The sequence below is a fragment of the Mesorhizobium captivum genome (assembly GCF_033977165.1).
Taxonomy (GTDB): domain Bacteria; phylum Pseudomonadota; class Alphaproteobacteria; order Rhizobiales; family Rhizobiaceae; genus Mesorhizobium; species Mesorhizobium captivum.
Genome location: NZ_JAVIJB010000059.1, coordinates 1 through 24,101, shown reverse-complemented (window position 1 = coordinate 24,101; position 24,101 = coordinate 1). Strand labels below are relative to the sequence as shown.

Annotated in this window: 21 protein-coding genes; 14 read left to right on the top strand and 7 right to left on the bottom strand. The window is 62.9% G+C overall.

Annotated elements, in window-relative coordinates; translation table 11 throughout:
• Window positions 1–597 precede the first annotated feature (597 nt).
• Together RFM40_RS30795 and RFM40_RS30790 are read right to left on the bottom strand one after the other, a co-directional pair.
• A complete protein-coding gene (locus RFM40_RS30795) occupies window positions 598–2,649 on the bottom strand; it encodes an elongation factor G (protein ID WP_320229994.1) in 2,052 nt (683 codons plus the stop codon).
• Between the two features lie 223 nt (window positions 2,650–2,872).
• A complete protein-coding gene (locus RFM40_RS30790) occupies window positions 2,873–4,402 on the bottom strand; it encodes a putative bifunctional diguanylate cyclase/phosphodiesterase (protein ID WP_320229995.1) in 1,530 nt (509 codons plus the stop codon).
• A 300-nt stretch (window positions 4,403–4,702) separates the two neighbouring features.
• Between RFM40_RS30790 and RFM40_RS30785 the strand changes: the two genes are divergently transcribed.
• On the top strand, window positions 4,703–5,098 hold the full coding sequence (locus RFM40_RS30785) for a (R)-mandelonitrile lyase (protein ID WP_320229996.1): 396 nt from the start codon (window positions 4,703–4,705) through the stop codon (window positions 5,096–5,098).
• 60 nt (window positions 5,099–5,158) lie between these two features.
• Here the strand turns inward: RFM40_RS30785 and RFM40_RS30780 are convergent, their stop codons facing one another.
• Complete coding sequence (locus RFM40_RS30780) at window positions 5,159–6,361, bottom strand: pyridoxal phosphate-dependent aminotransferase (protein ID WP_320221800.1); 1,203 nt, start codon at window positions 6,359–6,361, stop codon at window positions 5,159–5,161.
• Between the two features lie 205 nt (window positions 6,362–6,566).
• On the opposite strand from RFM40_RS30780, the gene RFM40_RS30775 reads away from it, so the two are divergent.
• The 3 genes from RFM40_RS30775 (at window position 6,567) to RFM40_RS30765 (ending at window position 9,032) form a co-directional block, all read left to right on the top strand.
• Complete coding sequence (locus RFM40_RS30775; RefSeq protein ID WP_320229997.1) at window positions 6,567–7,463, top strand: EAL domain-containing protein; 897 nt, start codon at window positions 6,567–6,569, stop codon at window positions 7,461–7,463.
• Entirely contained in the window at window positions 7,460–8,335 is an 876-nt protein-coding gene (locus RFM40_RS30770; protein ID WP_320229998.1) for an EAL domain-containing protein, read from the top strand. Before RFM40_RS30775 ends, RFM40_RS30770 begins: the two co-directional genes overlap by 4 nt.
• An 88-nt stretch (window positions 8,336–8,423) precedes the next feature.
• The gene (locus RFM40_RS30765) at window positions 8,424–9,032 is read left to right on the top strand and encodes a glutathione S-transferase family protein (RefSeq protein WP_320229999.1); all 609 of its coding nucleotides are present in this window, start codon (window positions 8,424–8,426) and stop codon (window positions 9,030–9,032) included.
• A 121-nt stretch (window positions 9,033–9,153) separates the two neighbouring features.
• Here the strand turns inward: RFM40_RS30765 and RFM40_RS30760 are convergent, their stop codons facing one another.
• Both RFM40_RS30760 and RFM40_RS30755 read right to left on the bottom strand, forming a co-directional pair.
• Window positions 9,154–9,354 carry a hypothetical protein gene (locus RFM40_RS30760; protein WP_320230000.1) on the bottom strand — a complete coding sequence of 67 codons (201 nt, stop codon included), beginning with the start codon at window positions 9,352–9,354 and terminating at the stop codon, window positions 9,154–9,156.
• 301 nt (window positions 9,355–9,655) lie between these two features.
• Window positions 9,656–9,868: a cold-shock protein gene (locus RFM40_RS30755; RefSeq protein ID WP_320221795.1), complete on the bottom strand. Its 213-nt coding sequence runs from the start codon at window positions 9,866–9,868 to the stop codon at window positions 9,656–9,658.
• 273 nt (window positions 9,869–10,141) lie between these two features.
• Here RFM40_RS30755 and RFM40_RS30750 point away from each other — a divergent pair, with 273 nt between their 5' ends.
• Complete coding sequence (locus RFM40_RS30750) at window positions 10,142–10,471, top strand: hypothetical protein (protein WP_320230001.1); 330 nt, start codon at window positions 10,142–10,144, stop codon at window positions 10,469–10,471.
• A gap of 3 nt (window positions 10,472–10,474) precedes the next feature.
• Here the strand turns inward: RFM40_RS30750 and RFM40_RS30745 are convergent, their stop codons facing one another.
• Window positions 10,475–11,044, bottom strand: a complete 570-nt coding sequence (locus RFM40_RS30745; protein WP_320230002.1) for a methylated-DNA--[protein]-cysteine S-methyltransferase — start codon at window positions 11,042–11,044, stop codon at window positions 10,475–10,477.
• A gap of 175 nt (window positions 11,045–11,219) precedes the next feature.
• On the opposite strand from RFM40_RS30745, the gene RFM40_RS30740 reads away from it, so the two are divergent.
• The 9 genes from RFM40_RS30740 (at window position 11,220) to RFM40_RS30700 (ending at window position 20,207) form a co-directional block, all read left to right on the top strand.
• Window positions 11,220–12,176 (top strand): lytic transglycosylase domain-containing protein, encoded by a 957-nt coding sequence (locus RFM40_RS30740; protein ID WP_320230003.1) that lies wholly within the window; start codon window positions 11,220–11,222, stop codon window positions 12,174–12,176.
• A gap of 86 nt (window positions 12,177–12,262) precedes the next feature.
• A complete protein-coding gene (locus RFM40_RS30735) occupies window positions 12,263–12,760 on the top strand; it encodes a GNAT family N-acetyltransferase (protein ID WP_320230004.1) in 498 nt (165 codons plus the stop codon).
• Between the two features lie 407 nt (window positions 12,761–13,167).
• On the top strand, window positions 13,168–14,436 hold the full coding sequence (locus RFM40_RS30730) for an ABC transporter substrate-binding protein (protein ID WP_320230005.1): 1,269 nt from the start codon (window positions 13,168–13,170) through the stop codon (window positions 14,434–14,436).
• Window positions 14,437–14,531: 95 nt separating this feature from the next.
• Entirely contained in the window at window positions 14,532–15,446 is a 915-nt protein-coding gene (locus tag RFM40_RS30725; RefSeq protein WP_320230012.1) for a carbohydrate ABC transporter permease, read from the top strand.
• A 1-nt stretch (window position 15,447) separates the two neighbouring features.
• Complete coding sequence (locus tag RFM40_RS30720; protein WP_320230006.1) at window positions 15,448–16,272, top strand: carbohydrate ABC transporter permease; 825 nt, start codon at window positions 15,448–15,450, stop codon at window positions 16,270–16,272.
• A 122-nt stretch (window positions 16,273–16,394) separates the two neighbouring features.
• Entirely contained in the window at window positions 16,395–17,150 is a 756-nt protein-coding gene (locus RFM40_RS30715) for a DUF899 family protein (RefSeq protein ID WP_320230007.1), read from the top strand.
• Window positions 17,151–17,248: 98 nt separating this feature from the next.
• A complete protein-coding gene (locus RFM40_RS30710) occupies window positions 17,249–17,812 on the top strand; it encodes a DUF4142 domain-containing protein (RefSeq protein WP_320230008.1) in 564 nt (187 codons plus the stop codon).
• Window positions 17,813–18,166: 354 nt separating this feature from the next.
• Entirely contained in the window at window positions 18,167–18,631 is a 465-nt protein-coding gene (locus RFM40_RS30705) for a cupin domain-containing protein (protein WP_320230009.1), read from the top strand.
• Between the two features lie 217 nt (window positions 18,632–18,848).
• Window positions 18,849–20,207: a hypothetical protein gene (locus RFM40_RS30700; RefSeq protein ID WP_320230010.1), complete on the top strand. Its 1,359-nt coding sequence runs from the start codon at window positions 18,849–18,851 to the stop codon at window positions 20,205–20,207.
• A gap of 116 nt (window positions 20,208–20,323) precedes the next feature.
• Here the strand turns inward: RFM40_RS30700 and carB are convergent, their stop codons facing one another.
• A complete protein-coding gene (gene carB, locus RFM40_RS30695) occupies window positions 20,324–23,827 on the bottom strand; it encodes a carbamoyl-phosphate synthase large subunit (RefSeq protein ID WP_320230011.1) in 3,504 nt (1,167 codons plus the stop codon).
• Between the last annotated feature and the right edge of the window lie 274 nt (window positions 23,828–24,101).

Sequence of the window (24,101 nt, the reverse complement as noted above, 5' to 3'; positions counted from 1 at the left end):
GGGGCAGAATCGGACCTGATTTGCATATCAACAATCGCTTTCACGCTGGAAAGCACACGATTCGGCGATTTTTTCTGGTCCTATCGGTTCCTGGGACGGGTTGGACCACAGCCTGCGTCTTTTTGCATGCGTGTGTTGCAAAATAGATGCTTGTTTCTTGGGCATGATGAGCACATATATAGTTCATCTCCAGGGCGCGTTCTCCTCCCATTAGCGCCCTCGAGTGTTCCCCTCTGGAGGTTAGCCCTAATCGGCACTTCCAATCAAACTCAGCCGGATCTTTATTGATCCGGCTTTTTTGTTGCGCCGAGATCACGGCTAGACCGGAAATGGGTGAGCGAAAGCCACGTAACAGTGACATGTAACATCGGGTAACATGTCGCGGACGCACTCTATCGATTAAGTAGACGATAGGACGCGGTTGGTCCGTTCGGGAGATGGGGGCATCACTCGAACAGGCCGGGCTCAGGCAGCTACCGCGTCCGAACCATTTCCTGATGCGGCGGACCTGCCGTTGCCTCCCAGGAAGACGGTCCGCAATAAGAAACGGCGTCCGGATGATCCGGGCGCCGTTTTCATTTCTTCAACCAAAATCAGTCATGCAGCCTTGCCGTTGGCGTTCATCGCCTCGTCGGCCAGGCGCCCCGTCAGCTCGGCCATATGGTCGAAGCCGGCCTTGTAGCTGGCGACGCCCGCCGTCGCCGAACGCAACTCGATGATCAGGTCGCCGATCTCGGCCTGGGGCATGGTCGCCTCGACCACGTCCCAGCCGGGCCAGTCGGGCCGCGCGTCATAGCCAAGGATCTGGCCGCGCCGCTGCGGGATCAATGCGATGATCTTCGAGGTTGCATCGGATGGCGTGACGATTTCGACCTTCATGATCGGCTCCAGCAGAACCGGCGAACAGGCCGCCATGCCCTCTTTCATCGCCAGCTTTGCCGCCATCTGGAAGGCCATGTCGGAGGAGTCGACCGCATGGTAGGAGCCGTCCGATAGGTTGACGGCGACATCCACCACGGGGAAGCCGAGTGGACCGGTCTTCAGATAGTCGCGGATGCCCGTCTCCACCGACTGGATGTAGGTCTTGGGCACGACGCCGCCGGTGATGGTGTCGGTGAACTGGAAGCCTGAGCCGCGAGGCAGCGGCTTGATCTCGATCACCACGTCGCCGAATTGGCCGTGGCCGCCCGACTGCTTCTTGTGGCGGCCGCGCTGCTGCGCGGATTTGCGGATCGTCTCGCGATAAGGCACCGCCGGCGAATGGCCTTCGATCGGGATCTGGTTCTTGCCCTCCAGGCGCTCGCGCACAACGCGCAGGTGCATTTCGCCATGCCCCGACAACACGGTTTCCGCGGAGTCCTGGTTGTGGTGCAGGTTGAGCGAGGGGTCTTCTTCGGCAAGCCTCTGGATAGCCGCCGACATCTTGACCTCGTCCTTGCGTTCCTTGGGGCGCAGCGCGAAGGCAAACACCGGCTGCGGCGGCTCCAGCGTGAACAGCGGCTTGATGCCGCCCTTGGCCGAACTCAGCGTCTGGCCGGTCCTGACGTTGTCGATCTTGCCGAGCGCGACGGTGTCGCCAGCCATGGCGGACGACTGCTTCAGCTGATCCTTGCCCAGCATCTTGTAGATGCCGGAGACCTTGGTCGTGTCGCCGTTGGAGAGGAAAAGCTCGGCCGCATCGGCCAATTGGCCGGAAAGCACGCGCGACACCGACAGCTTGCCGCCATGCGGGGTGTGGATGGTCTTCATCACCTGCACGACCGTCTGGGTGCCGTCGGGCGCGCCAAGGCGCTTGCGGGTGGCCTCGACGTTCGGTGCATCGTGGCGGATAGTCTTCAGCAGGCGCAGCACGCCGTTGCCCTTCTCGGCGGTGCCGATCAGCACCGGCGTCACCGTACCGGCGCGGAGGTCGGCGGCAAGGTCGTCGAAGATCGCATCCTTCGGCGGCTCGATCTCCTCAAGCAGTTGTTCCATCAGCTGGTCGTCATGGTCGGCGAGCGTCTCCAGCATCGAGAAGCGGGCTTCGAGCTCGCGCGCCTTGTCGTCGTCCGGAATCTCGGCCACCTGGCTTTCGGCGTATTCGCGGTACACATAGGCGCGCTCCAGCGCGAGGTCGATCGAGCCGATGACGACGCCGTCCTTGCGCAGCGGGATCTGGCGCAGCAGCAGCGGCGCCGAGCTTGCCGGCTGCAGCATCTTGAGCGTCTCGCGCACGCCGGCGATCGCCTTGTCCACCTTGTTGAGGAACAGGATGCGCGGCACGCCGAGATCGTCTAGCTTGCGAATGATGAGTTGCAGCGCGGGAATCTTCTTTTCGTCGGCTTCGGCCACGACCACGGCGACATCGCAGGCGGCAAGCACCGGCTCGGCCTCGAAGGCGAATTCGATGGAGCCGGGACAATCGACGAAGGTGAACTGCTCGCCCATGAACTCCGTGGTGGCAAAGGTCGCCTCGACGCTCATGGCGTGGGCGCGGGCCTCCGGCGAGTGATCGGAAACGGTGTTGCCCGATGAGACGGGATTCTGGCGGGGGATGGCGCCCGTGCGGGCGAGGATTGCTTCGAGAAGTGTCGTCTTACCGCTTGCGAAGGGACCGACTATGGCAATGCATTTCGGTCCCGTGCGTCGTCCTCCGGCGCGAGTACCCATGGCTGACCTCCACTCAGGCGTTCCCAAGAGAGCGATCAGCAAAAAGTGGAAACCGGTTTTTGCGTCCGATCGCACTCTGTGAAGAGCGGCGGCCGGCCTGTTCGGCCGTCGCGGGCTGGGTTGTTGCTCACCACCTGCCCAAGGCCATCGTCACACGGGTTCGCGGAGAGGGCAAGAAAAATAGGAAATGCGCCGGCTTTGGTTTTATCAGGTGCTCGATTTGTCAGGCGCTGAGGGCGAGCGGCCGGCTGTCGGCGGCGCAGAGCGCGCTCGCCTTGTCGCGCGGCGCCGGCTTGCCGAAGAAATAGCCCTGGAAGCGGCCGCAGCCGGCCGTGCGGGCAAGGGTGAACTCCTCCGCCGTTTCCACGCCTTCGGCGACGATGGCGATGTCCTGGATGCGCGCGATCTGGGCGAGCGCCGAAACAAAGATCTGCGCCACTTGGTCGTGAGCGAGGCTGCGGATGTAGGAGCGGTCGATCTTGACGCTGTCGATCGGCAGGGTCTTCAGATAGTTGAAGCCGCAATGACCGGTGCCGAAGTCGTCGAGCGCGATATGGAAGCCGAGCCCGCGCAAGGCTTCCAGGCGCCTGAGGATTTCCGGCGTCGCGGCGGTCGCGACCGTCTCGGTGATCTCGATGATGAACCCGGATGCCGAGCGGCCGGTCTCGCGCAGAATGCGCTCGCACATCGTCACGATCTCATCGCGCTTCAACTGCTCGCCCGAGACGTTGATCGAGATGCGCCGCCCCGGAAAGTGACCGATATCGGCGCATGCGCGCTTGAAAACCCACTCGCCGATCATGTCGATCAAGGTCGAGCGCTCGGCGATCGGGATGAATTCGGCCGGCGAGATCAGGCCGCGGACGGGATGGCGCCAGCGGATCAAGCCCTCGAGCGCGTCGATGGAGCCCTCTGTGCCGACGATCGGCTGATAATGAAGTTCCAGTTCGCCAAGATAGATGGCGGCGCGCAGCTCGCGCTCGACGAGGCGGCGATAGCGCTTGTCCGACAGCATCTCTTCATCGAAGACCGTGACGCGGCCCCGGCCTGCCGCCTTGCTTTCATAGAGCGCCAGGTCGGCAAGCAACATCAGTTCCGTGGAGTTTGAGGCGTGCAACGGCGCCAGCGCAACCCCCAACGAGATCGACAGCGGAATGATCTTGCCTTCGTGCCGCTTTCCGGCCCGCATCGCGTCGAGCAGCCGGCGCGCGTCCTTGCTGATGGCGGCCGCGTCGTCATGCGGGACGATGACGCCGAACTCGTCTCCGCCCAGCCGTCCGATAATGCCGTCGGCAAAGATGCGCTCCGCCTCCTTGACCAGATAGGCGAGGGCAAGGTCGCCGAACTGGTGGCCGAAGGTGTCGTTGAGCTGCTTGAAGTGGTCGAGGTCGATCAACACAAGGCTCGCTTGCCGCCGGTTTCGCAAGGTGCCCAGCCTGTCGCTCAACGCGTCGAGGAAATAGCGCCGGGTCATAGCGCCGGTCATTGCGTCGATGCCGAGAAAGCGGTGCTTCTCAGCCTCAGCGTCCGCCGCCGACTGCAGGCGCTGGACGACGCTCGAGCGCATATACATCAGCACAAGGAGCGCCAGGCTGGTCGACGTCACCGACATGGCGAGGGCCGTGGCACGGGAGCCATTTTCGGTCAGGCCAAAAGCGGCGATCGCCGTGGCGGCGATGCTCGCCACAAGCAGCGCCTGAATGCCGCGGTAAATCCTACCGCTATGATCCTTGATTGTCGCCAAGATGCTCATGTCCGCGCCCCCACAGCACGGCCATGGCTAGAGTCCAGCCGTTAAAAAGACATTGAGCATGTCAGTTGCCTGCTCCATTTCCCGCTCTCCGACTCGGCGCCCCGTTTTTATGGTTAAAAAGCAACGATTTATGACAGTATTTTAAATGGCTAACAAAATGACTTGAGGCAGCACCATGCTTCGATGCTTTCACCGTCGGCAGTCGGAAAGACCGGTTGCACTGCCCCCGTGCCGGGATGAAACTAGGGCGCGAGATGCCGCACTCGCGGTTCGGTTCGTTAACGATTGAGGATGTGAACGATGAAGATCATTGCCTGCGGCAGCGTGCCGACGATCATCGCGCCCGAAAAGTACTTCACCGGCAAGGTGTTGCAGACGCCGATCATCGAGAAGGAGGCGCCGGCGCGGCTCAGGGCGACGCTGGTCTGCTTCGAACCGGGCGCCCGCACCCATTGGCACACGCACCCGCTCGGCCAGACACTCTATGTCACGTCAGGCGCTGGGCTTGCGCAGACATGGGGCGGGCCGATCGAGATGATCAGGGCTGGCGACGTCATCTCCTTCGCGCCGGGCGAAAAGCACTGGCACGGCGCCGGACCGAAAACCACCATGACGCATCTCGCCATGCAAGAGGCGCTGGACGGCAGCCACGCCGATTGGCTTGAGGAGGTCTCCGAAGAGCAGTATGGCGGCTGAAACGCCCAACAAAAACCCGGCGTGAAGCCGGGTTTTCTGATTGGCTGGCTGCGTTGCCGGTCAGGTCAGCGACGCGGTGAAGCGCTGGATGCGGGTGCAGGCTTCCTCCAGCAGCGCGTCCGACGTCGCGTAGGAAATGCGGAAGTTCGGACCGAGGCCGAAGGCCGAGCCGAACACCACCGCCACGCCCTCGGCGTCGAGCAGCTCCGAGCAGAAGGCCTCGTCGCTGTCGATGACCTTGCCGGCCTTGGTCTTCTTGCCGATCAATTGTGCGCAGGACGGATAGACATAGAAGGCGCCTTCCGGCGACGGACAAGTGATGCCGCGCGCCTGGTTGAGCATCGACACGACGAGGTCGCGCCGGCCCTGGAAGATCGCCTTGTTCTTCGCGATGAAATCCTGCGGGCCGTTGAGCGCCTCGACGGAAGCCCATTGAGCGATGGTGCAGGCGCCCGAGGTCTGCTGGCCCTGGATCATGTCCATCGCCTTGATCAACGCCACCGGCCCGGCGGCGTAGCCGATGCGCCAGCCGGTCATGGCATAGGCTTTTGACACGCCGTTCATGGTCAGCGTGCGCTCGTAGAGGCTCGGCTCGACCTCGGCGATGGTCTTGAAGACGAAATCGCCATAGGTCAGGTGCTCGTACATGTCGTCGGTCAGCGTCCAGACATGCGGGTGCTTGACGAGCACGTCGGCCAGCGCGCGCAGTTCGGCCTCCGTGTAGGCGGCGCCAGATGGGTTCGACGGCGAGTTCATCAGCAGCCATTTCGTCTTCGGCGTGATCGCCTTTTCCAGCACCTCCGCCGTCAACTTGAAGCCGTTGTCGATCGAGGTGTCGGCAAAAACGGACGTGCCGCCGCAGATCGCCACCATTTCCGGGTAGCTCACCCAATAGGGGCGCGGGATGATGACCTCGTCGCCGGGGTTCAGCGTCGCCATGAAGGCGTTGAACAGGATCTGCTTGCCGCCGGTGCCGACGATGGTCTGCTCCGGCCGGTAGTCGAGATTGTTCTCGCGCTTGAACTTCTTGGCGATCGCCTCGCGCAGCGGTGCGATGCCGGAAACCGGCGGATACTTGGTCTCGCCGCGACGGATCGCGTCGATCGCCGCGTTCTTGATGTTGTCGGGCGTGTCGAAGTCGGGTTCGCCGGCGCCGAGGCCGATGACGTCACGGCCGGCATTTTTCAGCTCGCGCGCTTTCTGCGTCACCGCGATGGTCGCGGAAGGCTTCACGCGGGAAAGGGCGTCGGCAAGAAAGGCCATCACAGAGCGTCTCCAAGAGAATGGCGCGGCCAGAAGCGGCCGCGGCGCCTCTCATGTCGCATCGCCGGCCCAAGCGCAAGCATTGTCGGATGATCCAGAGGTCAAGGTGGCTTGAGCGGCAACTATAAATTCATCAACGACCGGTAAACCCTTGGCTGGCAGGATGGCTGATTGAATTCCGCTGGTTTGGCGGAGCGAGGGATCTTTGTCGCGCAGCATCGGGCTTGCCCATATCATCCGTCATGATGACGGCACCTCCAGCGGTGTCTGGGGCATCTACACGCTGCAGAGCGCCTTCCAGCCGATCTTCGCCTTCAATGAAGGCAAGCTTTCGGTCGTGGCCTTCGAGGGGCTGATCCGGCCGTTTCGCGAGGGTGAGCCGCAGTCATCGATGAGCTTCTTCGGCACTTGCCCTGCAGGCGACCGGCTGCATATCGAGGCGCTGACCAGGACGCTGCATCTTCTGAATGCCGGCGCCTGTCTGCCGGAAGAGGCATCCATCTTCGTCAATTTCGATCCGTCGGTGTTCACCGACCGCGCCATTGCCGACAAGGCGCTGCGCGACATGCGCCTGGTACTGCACGAAGCCGGCATCGATCCGCGCCGCATCGTCTGCGAGGTCACCGAGCAGAAATCGGCTTCGCAGGAGACGCTCTACAGCTTTGTCGAAGCGCTGCGAGCCAACGGCTTCCGCATCGCCGTCGACGACTACGGCGCCGATGATTCCGACATCAACCGCGTCAAGCAATTGCGGCCGGACATCGTCAAGTTCGACGCCCATTGGATCATGCAGCTCATGGAGTCCGGGGCCGGATTTGCGCTGCTGACCGCGATGGTGAAGAGCTTCGAAAGCCAGGGCATCTGCACGGTCTTCGAAGGCATTGAGGAAGGCTGGCAGCTCGAGCTCGCCGAGAAGTCCGGTGCTTCGATGGTGCAAGGCTATGTGCTCGCCCGGCCGGAACTCGCCCCGACCAGTTTTCGCGTTTTCGGCAAGAGCATGCAGGTGCCCGTGGCCGAGGAGAGCAAGGCCACGGTCGCCGCCAATCCCGCTCCGGCGCCGTCGCGGCCGGCGAGGGCCTTTGGGCGCAAGGTGACGCCATGATCGTGCGGCCCGACAGGCGGCGCCCAGAAAGGCGGCGAAACGTCGCCGAGGCGATCTTCGCCGATGAGATCGGCATCCAGTTCGGCGTCTATGGTGAGTTCCGGCTGTGGAGCGCCTATCAGCCGATCTTCGCGCCGCAGGGCAGGACGCTCAAACCTATCGCCGTCGAAGCGCTGATCGAGCCGCGCCGCGTCGCAACACCCGTTTCGCCACAGGTTTTCTTCGACAGCGTCGCGGCATCGGACCGGCTGTTCGTCGAGACGATGTGCCGGATGCTGCATCTCGGCAATTACCGCAACATCGGCGTCGATGGGCTCACGCTGTTCTTCAACTACGACCCGATGATCAACGATCACCTCGGGCGGGCGCTGGCCGAAATACGCCTTATGACCAGGCGTCTCGGCGATTTCGGCCTTGAGCCGGCCATGCTGGTCTGCGAGATCACCGAGCAGGCGGCGGACGACCATGTGCTCGCGAACCTCGTGCGCGAGATGAGACGTGACGGCATCCGCATCGCCGTCGACGATTTCGGCACCGGACATTCGACCGAAGCGCGCATCGGCCTGCTGTCGCCCGACATCGTCAAGATCGACGGCGACTGGTTCGCCGAGTTCTGCCGTCATGCCGCCGCCGAACGGTTCTTCCGGCCGCTGGTCTCAATGCTGCACGACCGCGGCGCCAAGGTGCTGGTCGAAGGCATCGAGCAGGCCACGCATCTGCGGGTCGCGCTGGACGGTGGCGTCGACCTCCTGCAAGGATATCATCTTGCCCGCCCGGCGCTCGCCGGCACGATCTTCAACGAAGAGCCGCTCTCAATCGACGCGCTGCTCGGCATGGACAACAAGGTCGTGCCTTTACATCAGCGCCGCTGATGTTTTCACCCAAAAACAAATCACTGGATGAGACCCGCGCAGGCGCGTTAGAGGCTTCTCGATCGCTCAACGCATGAAGAGAGGGGCCATGATACTTTATGACATGATCGACAGCGGCAATTGCTACAAGCCACGTCTGTTGATGGCAAAGCTCGGCATTCCCTTCACTCGTATCGAGGTGAGCTCGCATACCGGCGCGACGCGCAAGGCCGACTATGTCGCCAAGAACCCGAACGCGATGGTGCCGCTGCTCGAGCTCGACGATGGCCGGCGCATCGCCGAATCCAACGCCATCCTGCTCTATCTCGCCGAAGGCACGCGCTTCCTGCCGGCCGACAAATACGAGCGGGCGCTGGCCTATCAGTGGCTGTTCTTCGAGCAATACAGCCACGAGCCCTATATCGCGGTGCGCAAGGCGCTGCTCACATTTCCGGAGAGGGCGAAGGACGCCACGCCGGAACGATTGGCGCAGACGCTGGAGCGCGGCAACAAGGCGCTCGGCGTGATGAACAAGCATCTGGAACAGAACGCCTTTTTCGCAGGCAGCGCCTACAGCGTCGCCGACATCGCGCTCTACGCTTATACCCATACGGCGGAGAAGGGCGGCTTCCAACTCGACGCCTATCCGGCGGTGGTGGAGTGGCTTAGCCGAGTCGAGGCCGATAACGGGCATGTGCCGCTGGAGTGGCAGCCCTAAGCGCGTTGCGATCTTTCAGATTCGCTCCGTGCGCTTTAGGTTTTGATTTTACGCATGTCTTTGTCCCGAAACCGGTCCCACTTTCGGGAGACATGCTTTAGATTTGCGGTCGCCCGGTGCTTCACAGGTCGCGTAGCTTGCCGGCGGCTATTTCCTCCCGCGCCTCGGCCAACAGCTTGTCCAGCCGGCCAGCCTTCGCGTCGGCTTCGATCTGCTTATCCCACCTGTCAGCCTGAAGCTCCTCGAACCAAGTGGCAAATGCCTTCAGGTCCTCGGGGCTTAGTTCGGCGACGGACTTTTCGATCTGTTCGAGCTTGGTCATGGCCAACAAATACCATAGTTGGCCCAACGAGGCCAATGGCGGCGATATAGGCAACAAAAAAGGCGGGACAAAGCCCGCCTTCCTATGCCGGTAGCCTGATCGGGAGCGTCGGGGCCGGGCCGGCAGCAATCTGCTGCGTCGACTTGTCGGGATCCTTCCGCTCCGGCGCGCTTCTCGCGCGACCGTCAGTACATCCGTGACTTGCCGCGCGCCCCAGACCTTCGTCCGGCGCGCGTCGCTAACTAGCCGCATTTTTGCAATGCTAGGCGATTACGCCTGGCTGCAAAATGCTAGCGCCAAATCAGGCTGCCTTGCTCAGAGATCCGGCAGCGGACTTGCCGGTGCGGCGGTCCTGCTCGATCTCGAAGTTGATTTTCTGGCCCTCAACGAGGGTGCTCATGCCAGCGCGCTCGACAGCGGAGATGTGGACGAACACGTCCGCGCCGCCATTGTCAGGCTGGATGAAGCCGAAGCCCTTGGTGGCGTTGAACCACTTGACCGTACCAGTTGCCATTTAGAATATCCTTCACATTTGCTTCGTTTGACCGGACCAAAGCCCGGCCGGCGGTATCGAAATTTTGGAGACGTCAGCAAACGCGAAGATCGCGAGGCCCGATCGATCGGCCAAATTCAATGCGCCGGATATAGTATGGTTCGCGGACGAAAACAAGATGGCGTTACCCACATGTGCCGCGAAAGCGTGCAAGGGCTCTCAATCCGCGTGGAAGTTTTGCGGCCAGGCGTGCGTTATGGAGGGAAGATGCGCTCGCCGTTGAGGGGGAGGACCATGAAGAAAATTCTGCTTGCCGCCTGCCTGACGCTGGTGGCCGCCGAGGCACAGGCCGTCTCGCGCTACGACCCGACACGCATGAGCTGTGGCAGGGTGCAGGCGACGATTGCCAGGCAGGGCGCCGTCATCCTGCGCTACCAGTCGACGCGCGTGCCGGGGCTGCCGCTCTATGACCGCTATGTGCGGGACGAGCGCTTCTGCAACATGGGCGAGGTGAGGTCGAGGGCCTATGTGCCCAGCGTCGACACCAAGTCCTGTCCCGTCTATGTCTGCAAGCGGCCGGACTTCGACCGGGATTTCCGGCGCCGCCTTTTCCCGCGTCACTGAGGTTCAGAATCCGAACGACGCCTGTGCGGCCGGCGGCGGGCCGACCCGCACCCCTTCCATGGCCAGCATCTTCTCCTTGGTGGCGGAGCCGCCGGGAGCCGAGAAGCCGCCGATCTTGCCGCCCGCGGCAAGGATGCGGTGGCAGGGGATGACCAGCGGCACCGGATTGGCGCCGAGGGCCGCACCGGTTTCGCGGGCGAGGCCGGAATGGCCGGCGCGCTTGGCCAATTCGCCGTAGGTGGTGGTCTCGCCGAAGCTGAGCTTGCGCGCGGCGTCATAGATGGCGAGGCGGAAATCGTCGACGCCATCGAGGTCGACCGGCACGCCGGAGAAATCGACATCCTCCCCGGCCGCATAGGCCTTGATCGACGCGATCAATTCGACCACCCACTTCGGCTGCTCGGTGGCGTTTGAAACACCGGCATGGCGAAACAGCCGACGCTCGACCGCTTCGGGGCTGCGTTCGGGCAGGCAGAGCCGGGTCAGGCCCTTTTCGCTCCAGGCAATGCCCATGAAGCCGATCACTGTTTCTAACACTGCGTGGCCGGCCGTGATCGGTGATACGTTTTGCATGGTGCGCTCCTTTCCGCAAACGGCGAAAAACGGGTACATCTACGGTACAGATAGGGAACAATATCGCAGTTTGCTCCGGGTCTCGCCACCCGAAAACCGCACACCGGCCCCGATTGCCCGGTTGGAATCGCTGGTGTAAGGACTTTTTAACAACCGACAATCGGACCTGCAGGGCTTGGCAGCGAAAATCATCCTCACCGCGATCGGCGTGCTCGTTGCCGCTGCCGGCCTCAGCGGTTGCACCTCGACCTCGCCGATGAAGGCAACGCCCGCGCTCGCGGCGGCGTCGACGCCGACCGTCGAGGACGACACGCCGACCGTCGCGCTGCCCGAAACGGTGGCCGTGCTGCCGGAGCCTTCCGGCCTCGCGCAGGTGCAAACTGCGGCGCTGACCGGCGACGCCGCCGCAGCAGCCGCCGGGACGCCGTTGCCGCCGCCGGCACAACCTGGCGCGGCACTTCCGCCGCCCGCGCAACCCGCTGCGTTTGCAGGCTCGACACCGGTCGCCGGCCAGTTTCCGCCGCCGCCGGTGCTGATGGCCGGCGCGTCCCCGACCGGCCCCGGTTCGCTCAAGCAGGCAGCCGTCTACCAGAACGCCGGCGTTGCCATGCCGGTCACCGGCCAGTCGGCGAAGGTGGCCCCCATGCCCGGCGTCCAGCAGGCCGCCTATGTGGTGCCGCAGAACCCGGCGCTGCTCGCCCAACCGGGCCAGCCGGAAGCAAACGCCAGCGAGCAGCATGCTACGGGGCCGCGCGCCGAGATCGAACGGCTGATCGAGAAATATTCGGTGATCTACGAAGTGCCGGTCGATCTGGTGCGCCATGTCGTCAACCGCGAGAGCACCTTCAACCCGAAAGCCTACAACCATGGCCATTGGGGACTGATGCAGATCAAGCATGCGACGGCGCGCGGCATGGGCTATGACGGACCGGCGAGCGGGCTCTTCGACGCCGAGACCAATCTCAAATACGCCGTCAAATACCTGCGCGGCGCTTGGCTGGTCTCCGGCGGCAATGCCAAGCGCGCCGACAGCCTTTTCCAAACCGGCTACTATTACGACGCCAAGCGCAAGGGCTTGCTCGAGGCGACGGGCCTCGGCGTCGACCGCCGCCGCCTGCAGCCAGGCGCCTGAGCATCCGGCCCGATGCGGGTCGCCCAAGAGTGCGCAGCCTTTGGCAGCGTAGCTGGTTTGGGACGTAGCTGGTTTGGGGCAGGAACATGCATGAGAACGAAGGTCCGCGTCCGCCTCCGCCCAACGATATCCGCCTTCGCAAGCGTCTAGACGATGCGCTGATCGCGCCGCATTGGCCGGAAGGGTTCGTCATGCGCCCATTCGAGCCTCGGGATGCGCAGGCGATGCATGCGCTGCTGCAAGAGGTGTTCGACGATGGCGCCGACGGGACGTTCGACGACTGGTGGCCGCGTATCTCGGGCGATGCGGAGTTCGATCCCGACCTCTGTTTCCTCGCTATCGACGGCAAGGGGCTGCTGGCCGGTGCCGCGCTCTGCTGGACGTCCGCTTTCGTCAAGGATCTCGCTGTTCATCCGGACTCCAGAAGGCGCGGCATCGGCGAGGCGCTGATGCGGCATGTCTTCCTGACCTTCCGCGACAGGGGCGCCGCCCATGTCGACCTCAAGACCAACACAGTCGAGAACGCCGCCGCCTTCAGGCTCTACGAGCGGCTGGGCATGATCCCGGTCGCCTGGGAAGGCTAAACGGCATCTGCCATAACCTTCGCGAGCGAATGTGCGGCGGCTTTGTGAACCGCTTCACACAGGGTGACGTTAGGACATGCTAATGCGTCGTGGTGCCGGGCGGCCGATCGGCGGATCGACGCTGGCAAGGCGTCGGAGGAGGCTGTGCCGGCATGCGTCAGCCACTCCAAGGCGGGCTCCGGGGCGGCGGGTTTCGGAGCCCGCCCGCTTTGGTTTGAAAACCACGCTTCCATCCAGCCAGATTGTACTTTCCGTGCTTCGGTCTGAGACCGACACGCCGCTGGTCCATGCTGAACGGCTCATATTGGAACCCAAAGCGGCGCTCCGCATTCAAATGCTGGGTGGGCATCTGATGGCTGTCGACGCGCGCAGTCTCCGTCGCCGGCTCCAAAGGGAGGTCCACCGCCATGAAGCTTCTCCACGCCTTTCTTGCGCTTGCGGCCGCCACCATGCTGGCGGTGGCTCCAGCGCGAGCCGTCGACCTGTCGATCGTGTCGGGAGACACCGGCAGCGGCATCAAGGTGCTGCGCGAGATGCTCGACCAGTATGAGAAGCAGAGCGGCAACAAGGTCAACATCGTGGTCATGCCGCCGTCGACGACCGATCAGTTCGGCCAGTACAAGCTGTGGCTCGCCGCCGGAAACACCGACATCGACGTCTACCAGACCGACGTGATCTGGGCGCCGCAACTCGCCAGCCAGCTCGTCGACCTCACCGCGGCGACCAAGGATGTCGTGGCCAAGCATTTCCCGTCGATCATCCAGTCGCAGACGGTCGACGGCAAGCTGGTGGCGCTGCCGATCTTCACCGACGCGCCGGCGCTCTATTACCGCAAGGACCTCCTCGACAAATACGGCGCCAAGGTGCCGACCACCTGGAAGGAGCTGGCCGATGCCGCCAAGCTGGTCATGGACAAGGAACGGGCCGCCGGCAACAAGGACATGTGGGGCTTCGTCTTCCAGGGCAACGCTTATGAGGGCCTGACCTGCGATGCGCTCGAATGGGTGATGTCGAATGGCGGCGGCCAGATCATCGAGCCGGACGGCACCGTCTCCATCAACAATCCAAAGGCGGCGGCCGCACTCGATATGGTCAAGGGCTGGATCGGCACCATCTCGCCGCCGGGCGTGCTCGCCTACCAGGAAGAGGAATCGCGCGGCGTCTGGCAGACCGGCAATGCGGTGTTCATGCGCAACTGGCCCTATGCCTATGCGCTGGGCAACGGCGCGGACGCGCCGATCAAGGGCAAGTTCGACGTGGCGCCGCTGCCGGCCGGCACGGGCGAGGGCGCGCGGCCGGTCGCGACATTGGGCGGCTGGAACCTGGCGGTCTCCAAATACTCCAAGAACCCGGACGCGGCGATCGACATGGTCAAGTTCATCGCTTCGCCCGAGATGCAGAAATACCGGACGCTGAGAACCTCCAACCTGCCGACCATCCAGGCGCTGTATGACGATGCCGACATCGCCAAGGAGCAGCCGATCATCCCGCGCTGGAAAGAAGTCTTCCTCAACGCGGCGCCGCGACCCTCGGCGACGGTGAAGATCAAGTACAACGAGGCCTCGAGCCAGTTCTGGACCGCCGTGCACAAGACCTTGTCAGGCGAAGGCAGTGCCGCCGACAACCTCGCCGATCTCGAAGTGACGCTGACCAAGCTGAAGGGCAGCGGCTGGTGACCGCGACGCCGGCAGAAGCTGGCTCGGGCATCCGCGGCGGCAAAACAGAACGAGCGCCTGAAACAGCCACTGCCCGGCGTCCGCGCTCGCGGCTGATGGCGCAGCGCGTACGCTCGGCGTGGCTGTTCCTAACACCGATGCTTCTGGTGCTTGCCGCCGTCGCCGGCTGGCCGCTGATCCGCACCGTCTATTTCAGCTTCACCGACGCTTCGCTCTCCGACCTCGACGCCCGCCAATGGGTCGGCTTCGCGAATTATTTCTCGATGCTGAGCATGCCGAGCGGCCGGACGCTCTATGACGGGCTGCTCGTCGACCCGGTGTGGTGGCGCGCCGTCTGGAACACGGTGCGCTTCACGGCAGTCTCGGTGATCTGCGAGACCATCCTCGGCATGATCGTCGCGCTGGTGCTCAACGCCGAGTTCCCGGGCCGCGGCCTCGTCAGGGCGGCGATCCTCATTCCATGGGCGATCCCGACGATCGTCTCGGCAAAGATGTGGCAGTGGATGCTCAACGACCAGTTCGGCATCATCAATGTCGTGCTGCTCAACCTCGGCCTGATCCATGCCAAGATCGCCTGGACCGCCAGCGCCGACACGGCGATGGTCGCGGTGCTCATCGTCGACATCTGGAAGACGACGCCGTTCATGGCGCTGTTGATCCTTGCGGCACTGCAGATGCTGCCGCGCGAGATCATCGAGGTGGCAAAACTCGACGGCGCCAATCCGTGGCAGATCTTCTGGCGCGTGACCCTGCCGCTGATCCGCCCGGCGGTGATGGTGGCGGTGATCTTCCGCGCGCTCGATGCGCTGCGCATCTTCGACCTGATCTATGTGCTGACGCCCAACAATGTGCAGACCAAGTCGATGTCGGTGTTCGCGCGCGAGAACCTGTTCGAGTTCGACAAGTTCGCCTATGGCTCGGCCGCCTCGACGCTGTTGTTCCTCATCCTGGCGCTGCTCACCATTTCCTACATCCGCATCGCCAGGATCAGCCTGGATGGAGGCCGCTGAGATGAAAATCCTGAAGCGCGCAGCTTTCTATCTGCTGGTGGCGGGAATCGTCTTCATCGCCGTCTTTCCGTTCTACTACGCCATCGTCACCAGCCTGAAATCGGGAACCGAGCTCTTCGAGGCGAGCCTCTGGCCGCAGACGATCAGCCTCGCCAACTACCGGAACGTGCTCACCGAAGGCACCTTCCTGCGCAACCTGGTGAACTCGCTGGTCGTCTCGGGCGCCGTCGTGCTGATCTCGCTGCTGCTCGGCGTCACCGCCGCCTATTCGATGGCGCGCATCCGTTTCCGCGGCCGCTCGGCGCTGATGCTCGCCATCCTGTCGGTCTCGATGTTCCCGCAGGTGGCGGTGCTGGCCGGCCTGTTCGAGATGATCCGCTGGGCCGGTCTCTACAATTCGCTGATCGCGCTGATCTTCTCCTACATGATCTTCACTCTGCCGTTCACCGTCTGGGTGCTCACCACCTTTGTGCGTGACCTGCCGGTCGAGATCGAGGAAGCGGCGATCCTCGACGGCGCCACACCTTGGATCATCATCACCCGCGTCTTCCTGCCGCTGATGTGGCCGGCGCTGGCGACGACGGGCATGCTCGCCTTCATCGGCGCGTGGAACGAGTTCCTGTTTGCGCTGACCTTCACCTCCAACAATGCGCAGCGCACCGTGCCGGTGGCGATCGCGCTGCTTTCCGGCACCTCACAGTTCGAGATCCCGTGGGGCAACATCATGGCCGCGTCGGTGATCGTCACCGTGCCGCTGGTGGTGCTGGTCCTGATCTTCCAGCGCAAGATCGTTTCCGGGCTGACGGCCGGCGGCGTCAAGGGTTAGGCACGGCATAAAGAAAGCGGTGGCGGCACGCGCAAAAATGTCGGAAGCAGCCGGGACGATACGTCCTTCGGTCGTAGTGCAATCCGCGCCGGGACGCCGGCGCGACGGCCAAGGAGACGATCATGATCACCTTTCCCAACGAATCCGCCAAATATCGCGCCGCTCGCGAAAAACTGTTGCAGAAGGAAATCGAGCTGCGCCGCGCCATGGAAGCCGTGGCCGTGGCCAGACGCGCCCTGCCGCCGGGCGGGCTGGTGCCGCGGGACTATGTCTTCGACGGGCTGGACGGCGAAGGCAAGGCGACCCGCATCGGACTGCCGGATCTGTTCGCTCCGGGCAAGGACTCGCTGATCCTCTACCAGATGATGTTCCCGCGCCACCCGCAGGAGACGCGCGATGTGGCGACGAGCGGCGAGACCGCGAAGCTCGCTAGGCAGGACCAGCCATGTCCGTCCTGCAGCGCGCTGCTCGACCAGCTCGACGGCGCCGTCGGCCACCTCGAGGCCGCGGGCTTCAACTTCGCGGTAGTGGCCAAGACCGCGCTCGACAATCTGGCGGCGCTCGGCCGCGACCGCGGCTGGAAGAACATGCGGCTCGTCTCGTCGGCCGGCAACAGTTTCAAGCGCGACTATAATTCCGAGACCGCCGACGGCGCGCAGATACCACTGCTCTCGGTGTTCCGCCGCGATGACGACGGCATCCGTCATTTCTGGTCGTCGGAGCTTGGCTTCGCGCCGACGGAGCCCGGCCAGGATCCGCGCGCCATCGGCACCTGCGAGATCCTGTGGAACCTGATGGATTTCACTCCGGAAGGCCGCCCGGACTGGCACGAGCAGCTGCAATATTCCGGACGCGCCCCCGAAGCATCCTGCCACTGACGGCAAGCGGACGGGTTGCGGCGGGCGGTTTCCCAAGCAACCCCGGCGCCGGTGCCGCGTTGGGTGTCCGAGGGGCTGTTCCGGATCGGAGACTTCAGATGAGAACGCTTCTGCCCCTGGCCGCCGTCGCGCTGCTTGCCGGCGCGCCGGCCGCCCTTGCCCAGTCGGACGATGCCAGCCCGGACGCGGTCGGCCCCATGGTGACCGAGAACAAGGTCGATACGCAGACATTCGTCAGTACCGTGCCCAACGCCAACGAATTCGAGATCCAGTCGAGCAAGCTGGCGCAGGAGAAATCGTCGTCGGCCGACGTCAAGGCCTTCGCGGGCCAGATGATCGCCGACCACACCAAGGCCGGCGAGGATTTCAAGGCGGCGATGAGCCAGGGCCAGACGACCGCCTCGATCAAGCCCGCCGGGCCCGCGCTGCAACCGAAGGAGCAGCATTTGCTCGGCGAATTGAAGAGCGCGAGCGGCAAGGATTTCGACCAGAAATACATCCGGATGCAGCTGGACGCGCACAAGGACGCGGTCGCGCTGTTCAGCACCTATGCCAAATCGGGCGACGACCCGGCGATGAAGGAATTCGCCAAGAAGACGTTGCCGGTGCTGAAGATGCACGAGAAGCATGCGAAGGAGCTGGCCGTGGCGCATCAGGGGTAGGTCTTGCCTAGGAGGAACGCAATTCGCTCGTTTCGGGACATGCCGAGTCCAGTTCGTCGTCATTCTATGGCGGAGCAAGGAGCGAAGCGACGCGCGCAGACCATAGAATCCATTCCGTGACGGTGACGCGCTTTCCACGGTCCAGAATTCTGCTCGGCTGAGCCCTTCGCGCGAGGTCACGGAATGGATCCTCGGGTCTACGCGTCCGCTGCGCTCCCACTCCGCCCGTGGATGACGACGTTCGAGTTGCTTCGGCTAATTTTCAAGGGCCCGACCTTGGCAAATTGTCATCATCGACTCCCTGTACCTAAATGCCTTGCAAGCTAAACTGGGGACCTCTTGTCGGAGGCAGCCATGCCCAAAATCGACCTATCCGCCGTCCCCGTCCGCAAAGGCTCCGGCTACCCACCCCCCTTCGACCAGCCCTGCGCGGAACGCACACGCCGCCGCCTCGGCGATGCCGGCGGCTTGAAGGATTTCGGCGTCAACCTGATGACCCTGCCGCCGGGCGGCTGGTCGAGCCAGCGCCACTGGCACAGGCATGAGGACGAGCTCGTCTATGTGCTGGAGGGCGAGCTGACGCTGGTCGAGGACTGCGGCGAAACACTGCTCAGGGCGGGCGACTGCGCCACCTTCGCCAAGAACATCGGCGAGGGCCACCACCTGATCAACCGCTCATCGACCACGGTGCTTTACCTGGAAGTCGGCTCGCGCAACCCGGACGATGTCATCACCTGCTCCGACATCGACCTGATGAGCCCGAGTTCGGATGGAAGGTTTCTGCACAAGGATGGGAGGGCGTATCCGGGGCAGGGGTGATGGAAGCTGCCGCTTCTGCGCTTCTTGTGGGAGAAGGTGTCGCCGAAGGCGACGGATGAGGGGTGTTGGCCGGATCGCCAACGCCTCATTCCTTCCAGCATCCAATCCGAACCCGCTTCGCTCGGCCACTTTCCTTCGGATAAACAAGAACGCTTTGCACCTAAGCCGGACACGAATCGGCAAGGTTGGTTATATTCGGAATCGCCGGCGGGGAGCTATGAAACTAGGACAGCTGATCTCTGATATCATTGTAGAGCTGACACAACTTCAAGGTGCAGCCCTTCCTCCATGGAGGGAGGATGATGATTTTCCGTTCCCACGAATGATTGCCGTAGATGGAGAACGGACGCTTTATGTTTCGAAAAAGATCGATAATCTAATCGATCTAGTCTCGCACCAAATACATACGAGTGACCCCGATTTAGGAAGGCGTACAGGAACTACCGAGTTGCGTTCGATTGTTCGGAGGGCCTTCGGGCCTGCCTTGGCGGCGATAGATCTTGATCGCGATGTTTCTGAAAATGCCGATATTACACTTTCCAGTGTCAGGGGCTTCATTAAACAGTCCATCAATAGGGAAAAATTACGCCAGGAGCATTGTTTTGGCTGCACGCTATTCAGCAGGTTGTCTGTCTCTGACTTTGCGGTAGGTTCTGTGCGTTTCGAGAGGCGCGCGGAGTGGCTAAGACAAAAGTTGATTGCAGGCGACATAAGCCTGATTACCCATCGGCGCATCGAAAAAATTTGGTCTGGACGTAAACTAAGAGGTCGAAAGCCCAGCTTCGAGAGTATGGGCGAAAGGGATATCCTCGATACTATCGGTGACTGTCCATATGTCTGTAGCGTCACAACGGATGGATACAGCCTGGGTTTAGGGCGGGAGAAGGCGCTTATTGCTGCCCGACTGGTCCTCACATCAATCGCGCTTCTCTGGCAAACGCCCTCGAAAAAACTTGATGGTTTTAATCTAGCCTATGATCGAACAGTTCAATCACAAATTGCGATGGCGTTCTGCGAGAAAAATATTCTTACAAGTCGAAATAAGATTCATTTGACGGTTGACGGTGATTTCAACCGAGAAAAATGGGACATGCTGATAGCCAAAAGTAAGGACTATTTTTCGATTATCGAGGAGATAATAAACTACAGTCTGTCGCTCGCGGATGTGTCACGAAAACATCTCATGCGTACGCTTTTCCACGCTCTCCTTTGGTTCCATGAAGGTTGTCGAGATCGCTCGCCGCTCATAGCTATTGTAAAATTTGCGGCGACGATGGACGCTCTCGCCTGCGGCAAGGGTGAGAATGATATTTTGAAACTGTTCGAAGTTCGCGTTGGCTTGAAGGGCGACGCTCGCGTGTTCCCGGATGGAACGACATTGAAGAGCGCGGTGGCGGTGATCTATGGCTACGGACGAAGCCGGACAATCCATGGTAACAACGAGAGAGTTGGAACAGATTGGAGTAATATGTCCGCACGGGCAGAGCAATTGGCACGTCTGTGCCTAATTCGCTGCATAGAGTGGGCGGACAAAAATCGCGAAGTTGACAGTCCGAGACTTATGTTGACGACATAAACTATGCATTTCGACGACACGCTAGCGTCGAGATAGTAGATTCCAAGCGCTGGCGGGACAGCGCCCCCTCTGGCCTGCCGGCCATCTCCCCCATAAGGGGGGAGATCAGCTAATTGTCACCCAAAATACTCCTGCAGCGGCCGGACCTCCAAATTCCCAGCCCTCAGCGCCGCAATGGCTTCCGCCACCGCGGCAGCACCCGAAAGCGTCGTGTAATACGGCACCTTCTGCATCAGCGTGGCGCGCCGCAGCGACTTCGAGTCCGATACGGCCTTCTGGCCGTCCGTGGTGTTGAAGACGATCTGGACTTGGCGGTTGCGGATGGCGTCCTCGATGTGGGGGCGGCCTTCGAGCACCTTGTTGATCTTTTCCGCAACCACGCCGTTCTCGGCGAGGAAGCGCGCGGTGCCGGAGGTGGCGAGCACTTTGAAACCCTGGCCGGCCAGCCGCTTCACCGCTGGCAGGATGCCCTTCTTGTCCTCGTCGCGGACCGAGACGAACAGCGTGCCCGCGCGGGGGAGATCAACACCCGCTCCCAGCTGGCTCTTGGCGAAGGCTAAAGCAAAGTCGCGGTCGAGGCCCATAACCTCGCCGGTCGAGCGCATTTCCGGCCCGAGCAGGATGTCGACGCCGGGGAAGCGGGCGAAGGGGAAGACGGCTTCCTTGACCGCGATGTGGCCGGGATTGCGCGGGTCGGGCATCGCGCCGTAGTGGGCGAAGGCGTTTTCCAGCGTCTCGCCGGCCATGATGCGGGCTGCAATCTTCGCAATGGGGCGGCCGATGGTCTTGGCGACGAAGGGCACGGTGCGCGATGCGCGGGGATTGACCTCCAGCACATAGACCGTGCCGTCCTGGATGGCGTATTGCACGTTCATAAGGCCGCCGACATTGAGCGCGCGGGCAAGTGCGGCGGTCTGGCGCTCCAGATCGTCGACGAGGTCAGGGTGCAGCGCGTGTACCGGCAGCGAGCAAGCGCTGTCGCCCGAATGGATGCCGGCTTCCTCGATATGCTCCAGGATGCCGGAGACGAAGGTATCCTTGCCGTCGCAGAGACAATCGACGTCGACCTCGATGGCGCCGGTGAGATAGGTGTCGAACAGAAGCGGGTTCTTGCCCAGCAGCGTGTTGATCTGGCCGGTCTTGTCGTTGGGGTACTTCTGCTTGATGTCCTCCGGCACCAGGCCGGGCACGGTGTCGAGCAGGTAGGTCTGCAGCATGCCCTCGTTGTAGATGATCTGCATGGCACGGCCGCCGAGCACGTAGGACGGGCGCACAACCAGCGGGAAGCCGAGCTCGCCGGCGACGAGGCGGGCCTGCTCGACCGAATAGGCGATGCCGTTCTTCGGCTGGGTGAGGCCGAGCTTGTGCAGAAGCTTCTGGAAGCGGTCGCGGTCCTCCGCCAGATCGATCATGTCGGGCGAGGTGCCGAGGATCGGGATGCCGGCCTTCTCCAGCGCATCCGCCAGCTTCAGCGGCGTCTGGCCGCCGAACTGGACGATGACGCCGACGAGCTCCCCGGACGACTGCTCGGCGCGCAGGATCTCCAGCACGTCCTCCGCCGTCAGCGGATCGAAATAGAGCCTGTCGGAGGTGTCGTAGTCGGTCGACACGGTCTCCGGGTTGCAGTTGACCATGATCGCTTCATAGCCGGCGTCGCGCAGCGCAAAGGCCGCGTGGCAGCAGCAATAGTCGAACTCGATGCCTTGGCCGATGCGGTTCGGACCGCCGCCGAGGATGACGACCTTCTTGCGCGACGACACACGCGCCTCGTTGGCGGGCTCGCCGACGAAGGGCGTCTCGTAGGTCGAATACATATAGGCGGTCGGCGAGGCGAACTCGGCGGCGCAGGTGTCGATGCGCTTGTAGACCGGATGGACGTCGAGCTTTTCTCTGACCTTCTGAATCACTTCCGCGTCGGTGTTCGTCAGCGACGCGAGACGGGCGTCGGAAAAACCCATCGCCTTCAGCATGCGCAGATTGGCGGCATCCTCGGGCAGGCCGTGCTCGCGGATGCGCTCCTCCATGGCGATGATGCCGGCGATCTGCTCGAGGAACCACGGGTCGATCTTGCACATGGCGTGCACGTCTTCGAGTGAGGTGCCCATGCGGATCGCCTGCGCTACCATGCGCAGCCGGTCGGGCGTCGGCGTGCCGAGCGCTCCACGGATCGCGTTGCGGTCGTCGGCGTGATTGGCGGCGGTTGGCCCGTGGCCGATGCCGGGGATCTCGATTTCGTCGAGACCCGTCAGGCCGGTTTCCAGTCCGCGCAGCGCCTTCTGCAGCGATTCCTGGAAGGTGCGGCCAATTGCCATCACCTCGCCCACCGACTTCATGGCGGTGGTCAGCACAGGCTCGGCGCCGGGGAATTTCTCGAAGGCGAAGCGCGGGATCTTCGTCACCACATAGTCGATCGTCGGCTCGAAGGAAGCCGGCGTCGCGCCGCCGGTGATGTCGTTTTCCAGCTCGTCGAGCGTGTAGCCGACGGCGAGCTTTGCCGCGACCTTGGCGATCGGGAAGCCGGTGGCTTTGGAGGCAAGGGCGGACGAGCGCGAGACGCGCGGGTTCATCTCGATCACCACCAGGCGGCCGTCGGCCGGGTTGACGGCGAACTGCACGTTGGAGCCGCCGGTCTCCACCCCGATCTCGCGCAGCACCGCGATCGAGGCGTTGCGCATCATCTGGTATTCCTTGTCGGTGAGCGTCAGGGCAGGGGCGACGGTGATGGAATCGCCCGTGTGCACTCCCATCGGGTCGAGGTTTTCGATCGAGCAGATGATGATGCAGTTGTCCGCCTTGTCGCGGACGACCTCCATCTCATACTCCTTCCAGCCGAGCACGCTCTCCTCGATCAGCACTTCGGTGGTCGGCGAGGCGTCGAGGCCGGACTGGACGATGTCGTAGAATTCGGCGCGGTTGTAGGCGATGCCGCCGCCGGTGCCGCCCATGGTGAAGGAGGGGCGGATGATGGCCGGCAGGCCGACATGGTCGAGCGCCTGGGCGGCGATCGCCATGGCGTGGCTGATATAGCGCTGCTTGCGGTCGCCTTCGCCGAGGTTCCAGCGCGTCTCCAGCGCATCGAGCGCGGCGTCGAGGTTCTCGGGGTGCTCCGCCTTCAGCGCGGCGCGCTCGGCCTCATGGATCTTGCGGTCGGCATCCTTGACCTCGGTGGCGTTGGCCAGCATCGAGCGCGGCGTCTCCAGGCCGATCTTGCTCATCGCCTGGCGGAACAGCGCGCGGTCCTCGGCCTTGTCTATGGCATGAGCGTCGGCGCCGATCATCTCGACATTGTAGCGGTCGAGCACGCCCATGCGGCGCAGCGAAAGCGCGGTGTTGAGCGCCGTCTGCCCGCCCATGGTGGGCAGCAGCGCGTCGGGGCGCTCCTTGGCTATGATCTTGGCCACCACCTCCGGTGTGATCGGCTCGATATAGGTGGCGTCGGCCAGCTCCGGATCGGTCATGATGGTGGCCGGGTTGGAGTTGACCAGGATGACGCGGAAACCCTCTTCCTTCAGCGCCTTGCAGGCCTGGGTGCCGGAATAGTCGAACTCGCATGCCTGGCCGATGACGATGGGGCCGGCCCCGATGATCAGGATCGACTTGATGTCGGTGCGTCTTGGCATATTCGAAAATTCCGTTCGGCGAGCGGCTTGCACGAAAAACCGGGCGGGGGAGGACCCGGCCGGTTGTGCTTGCGATTCTGGTATCAGGCTAGGAGGGCCTTATAGGGAAGAGTTTTGGCGGATGTAACCCCGAAAATGCGAGGTAGGGGAGTAGGGGAGTAGGGGAGTAGGGGAGTAGGGGAGTAGGGGAGTAGGGGAGTAGGGGAGTGGAGTGCACCCCAAAACTGAGACAAGGATATAAGGGACAGTCCTGAGAGAGGGACTGATGCCTCAA

Bases quoted from the DNA above. Each gene is read 5' to 3' on its own strand.
- RFM40_RS30795 (WP_320229994.1), bottom strand. From the start codon at position 2,649: ATGGGTACTCGCGCCGGAGGACGACGCACGGGACCGAAATGCATTGCC.
- RFM40_RS30790 (WP_320229995.1), bottom strand. From the start codon at position 4,402: ATGAGCATCTTGGCGACAATCAAGGATCATAGCGGTAGGATTTACCGC.
- RFM40_RS30785 (WP_320229996.1), top strand. From the start codon at position 4,703: ATGAAGATCATTGCCTGCGGCAGCGTGCCGACGATCATCGCGCCCGAA.
- RFM40_RS30780 (WP_320221800.1), bottom strand. From the start codon at position 6,361: ATGGCCTTTCTTGCCGACGCCCTTTCCCGCGTGAAGCCTTCCGCGACC.
- RFM40_RS30770 (WP_320229998.1), top strand. From the start codon at position 7,460: ATGATCGTGCGGCCCGACAGGCGGCGCCCAGAAAGGCGGCGAAACGTC.
- RFM40_RS30765 (WP_320229999.1), top strand. From the start codon at position 8,424: ATGATACTTTATGACATGATCGACAGCGGCAATTGCTACAAGCCACGT.
- RFM40_RS30760 (WP_320230000.1), bottom strand. From the start codon at position 9,354: ATGACCAAGCTCGAACAGATCGAAAAGTCCGTCGCCGAACTAAGCCCC.
- RFM40_RS30755 (WP_320221795.1), bottom strand. From the start codon at position 9,868: ATGGCAACTGGTACGGTCAAGTGGTTCAACGCCACCAAGGGCTTCGGC.
- RFM40_RS30750 (WP_320230001.1), top strand. From the start codon at position 10,142: ATGAAGAAAATTCTGCTTGCCGCCTGCCTGACGCTGGTGGCCGCCGAG.
- RFM40_RS30745 (WP_320230002.1), bottom strand. From the start codon at position 11,044: ATGCAAAACGTATCACCGATCACGGCCGGCCACGCAGTGTTAGAAACA.
- RFM40_RS30735 (WP_320230004.1), top strand. From the start codon at position 12,263: ATGCATGAGAACGAAGGTCCGCGTCCGCCTCCGCCCAACGATATCCGC.
- RFM40_RS30730 (WP_320230005.1), top strand. From the start codon at position 13,168: ATGAAGCTTCTCCACGCCTTTCTTGCGCTTGCGGCCGCCACCATGCTG.
- RFM40_RS30725 (WP_320230012.1), top strand. From the start codon at position 14,532: ATGGCGCAGCGCGTACGCTCGGCGTGGCTGTTCCTAACACCGATGCTT.
- RFM40_RS30720 (WP_320230006.1), top strand. From the start codon at position 15,448: ATGAAAATCCTGAAGCGCGCAGCTTTCTATCTGCTGGTGGCGGGAATC.
- RFM40_RS30715 (WP_320230007.1), top strand. From the start codon at position 16,395: ATGATCACCTTTCCCAACGAATCCGCCAAATATCGCGCCGCTCGCGAA.
- RFM40_RS30710 (WP_320230008.1), top strand. From the start codon at position 17,249: ATGAGAACGCTTCTGCCCCTGGCCGCCGTCGCGCTGCTTGCCGGCGCG.
- RFM40_RS30705 (WP_320230009.1), top strand. From the start codon at position 18,167: ATGCCCAAAATCGACCTATCCGCCGTCCCCGTCCGCAAAGGCTCCGGC.
- RFM40_RS30700 (WP_320230010.1), top strand. From the start codon at position 18,849: ATGAAACTAGGACAGCTGATCTCTGATATCATTGTAGAGCTGACACAA.
- carB (WP_320230011.1), bottom strand. From the start codon at position 23,827: ATGCCAAGACGCACCGACATCAAGTCGATCCTGATCATCGGGGCCGGC.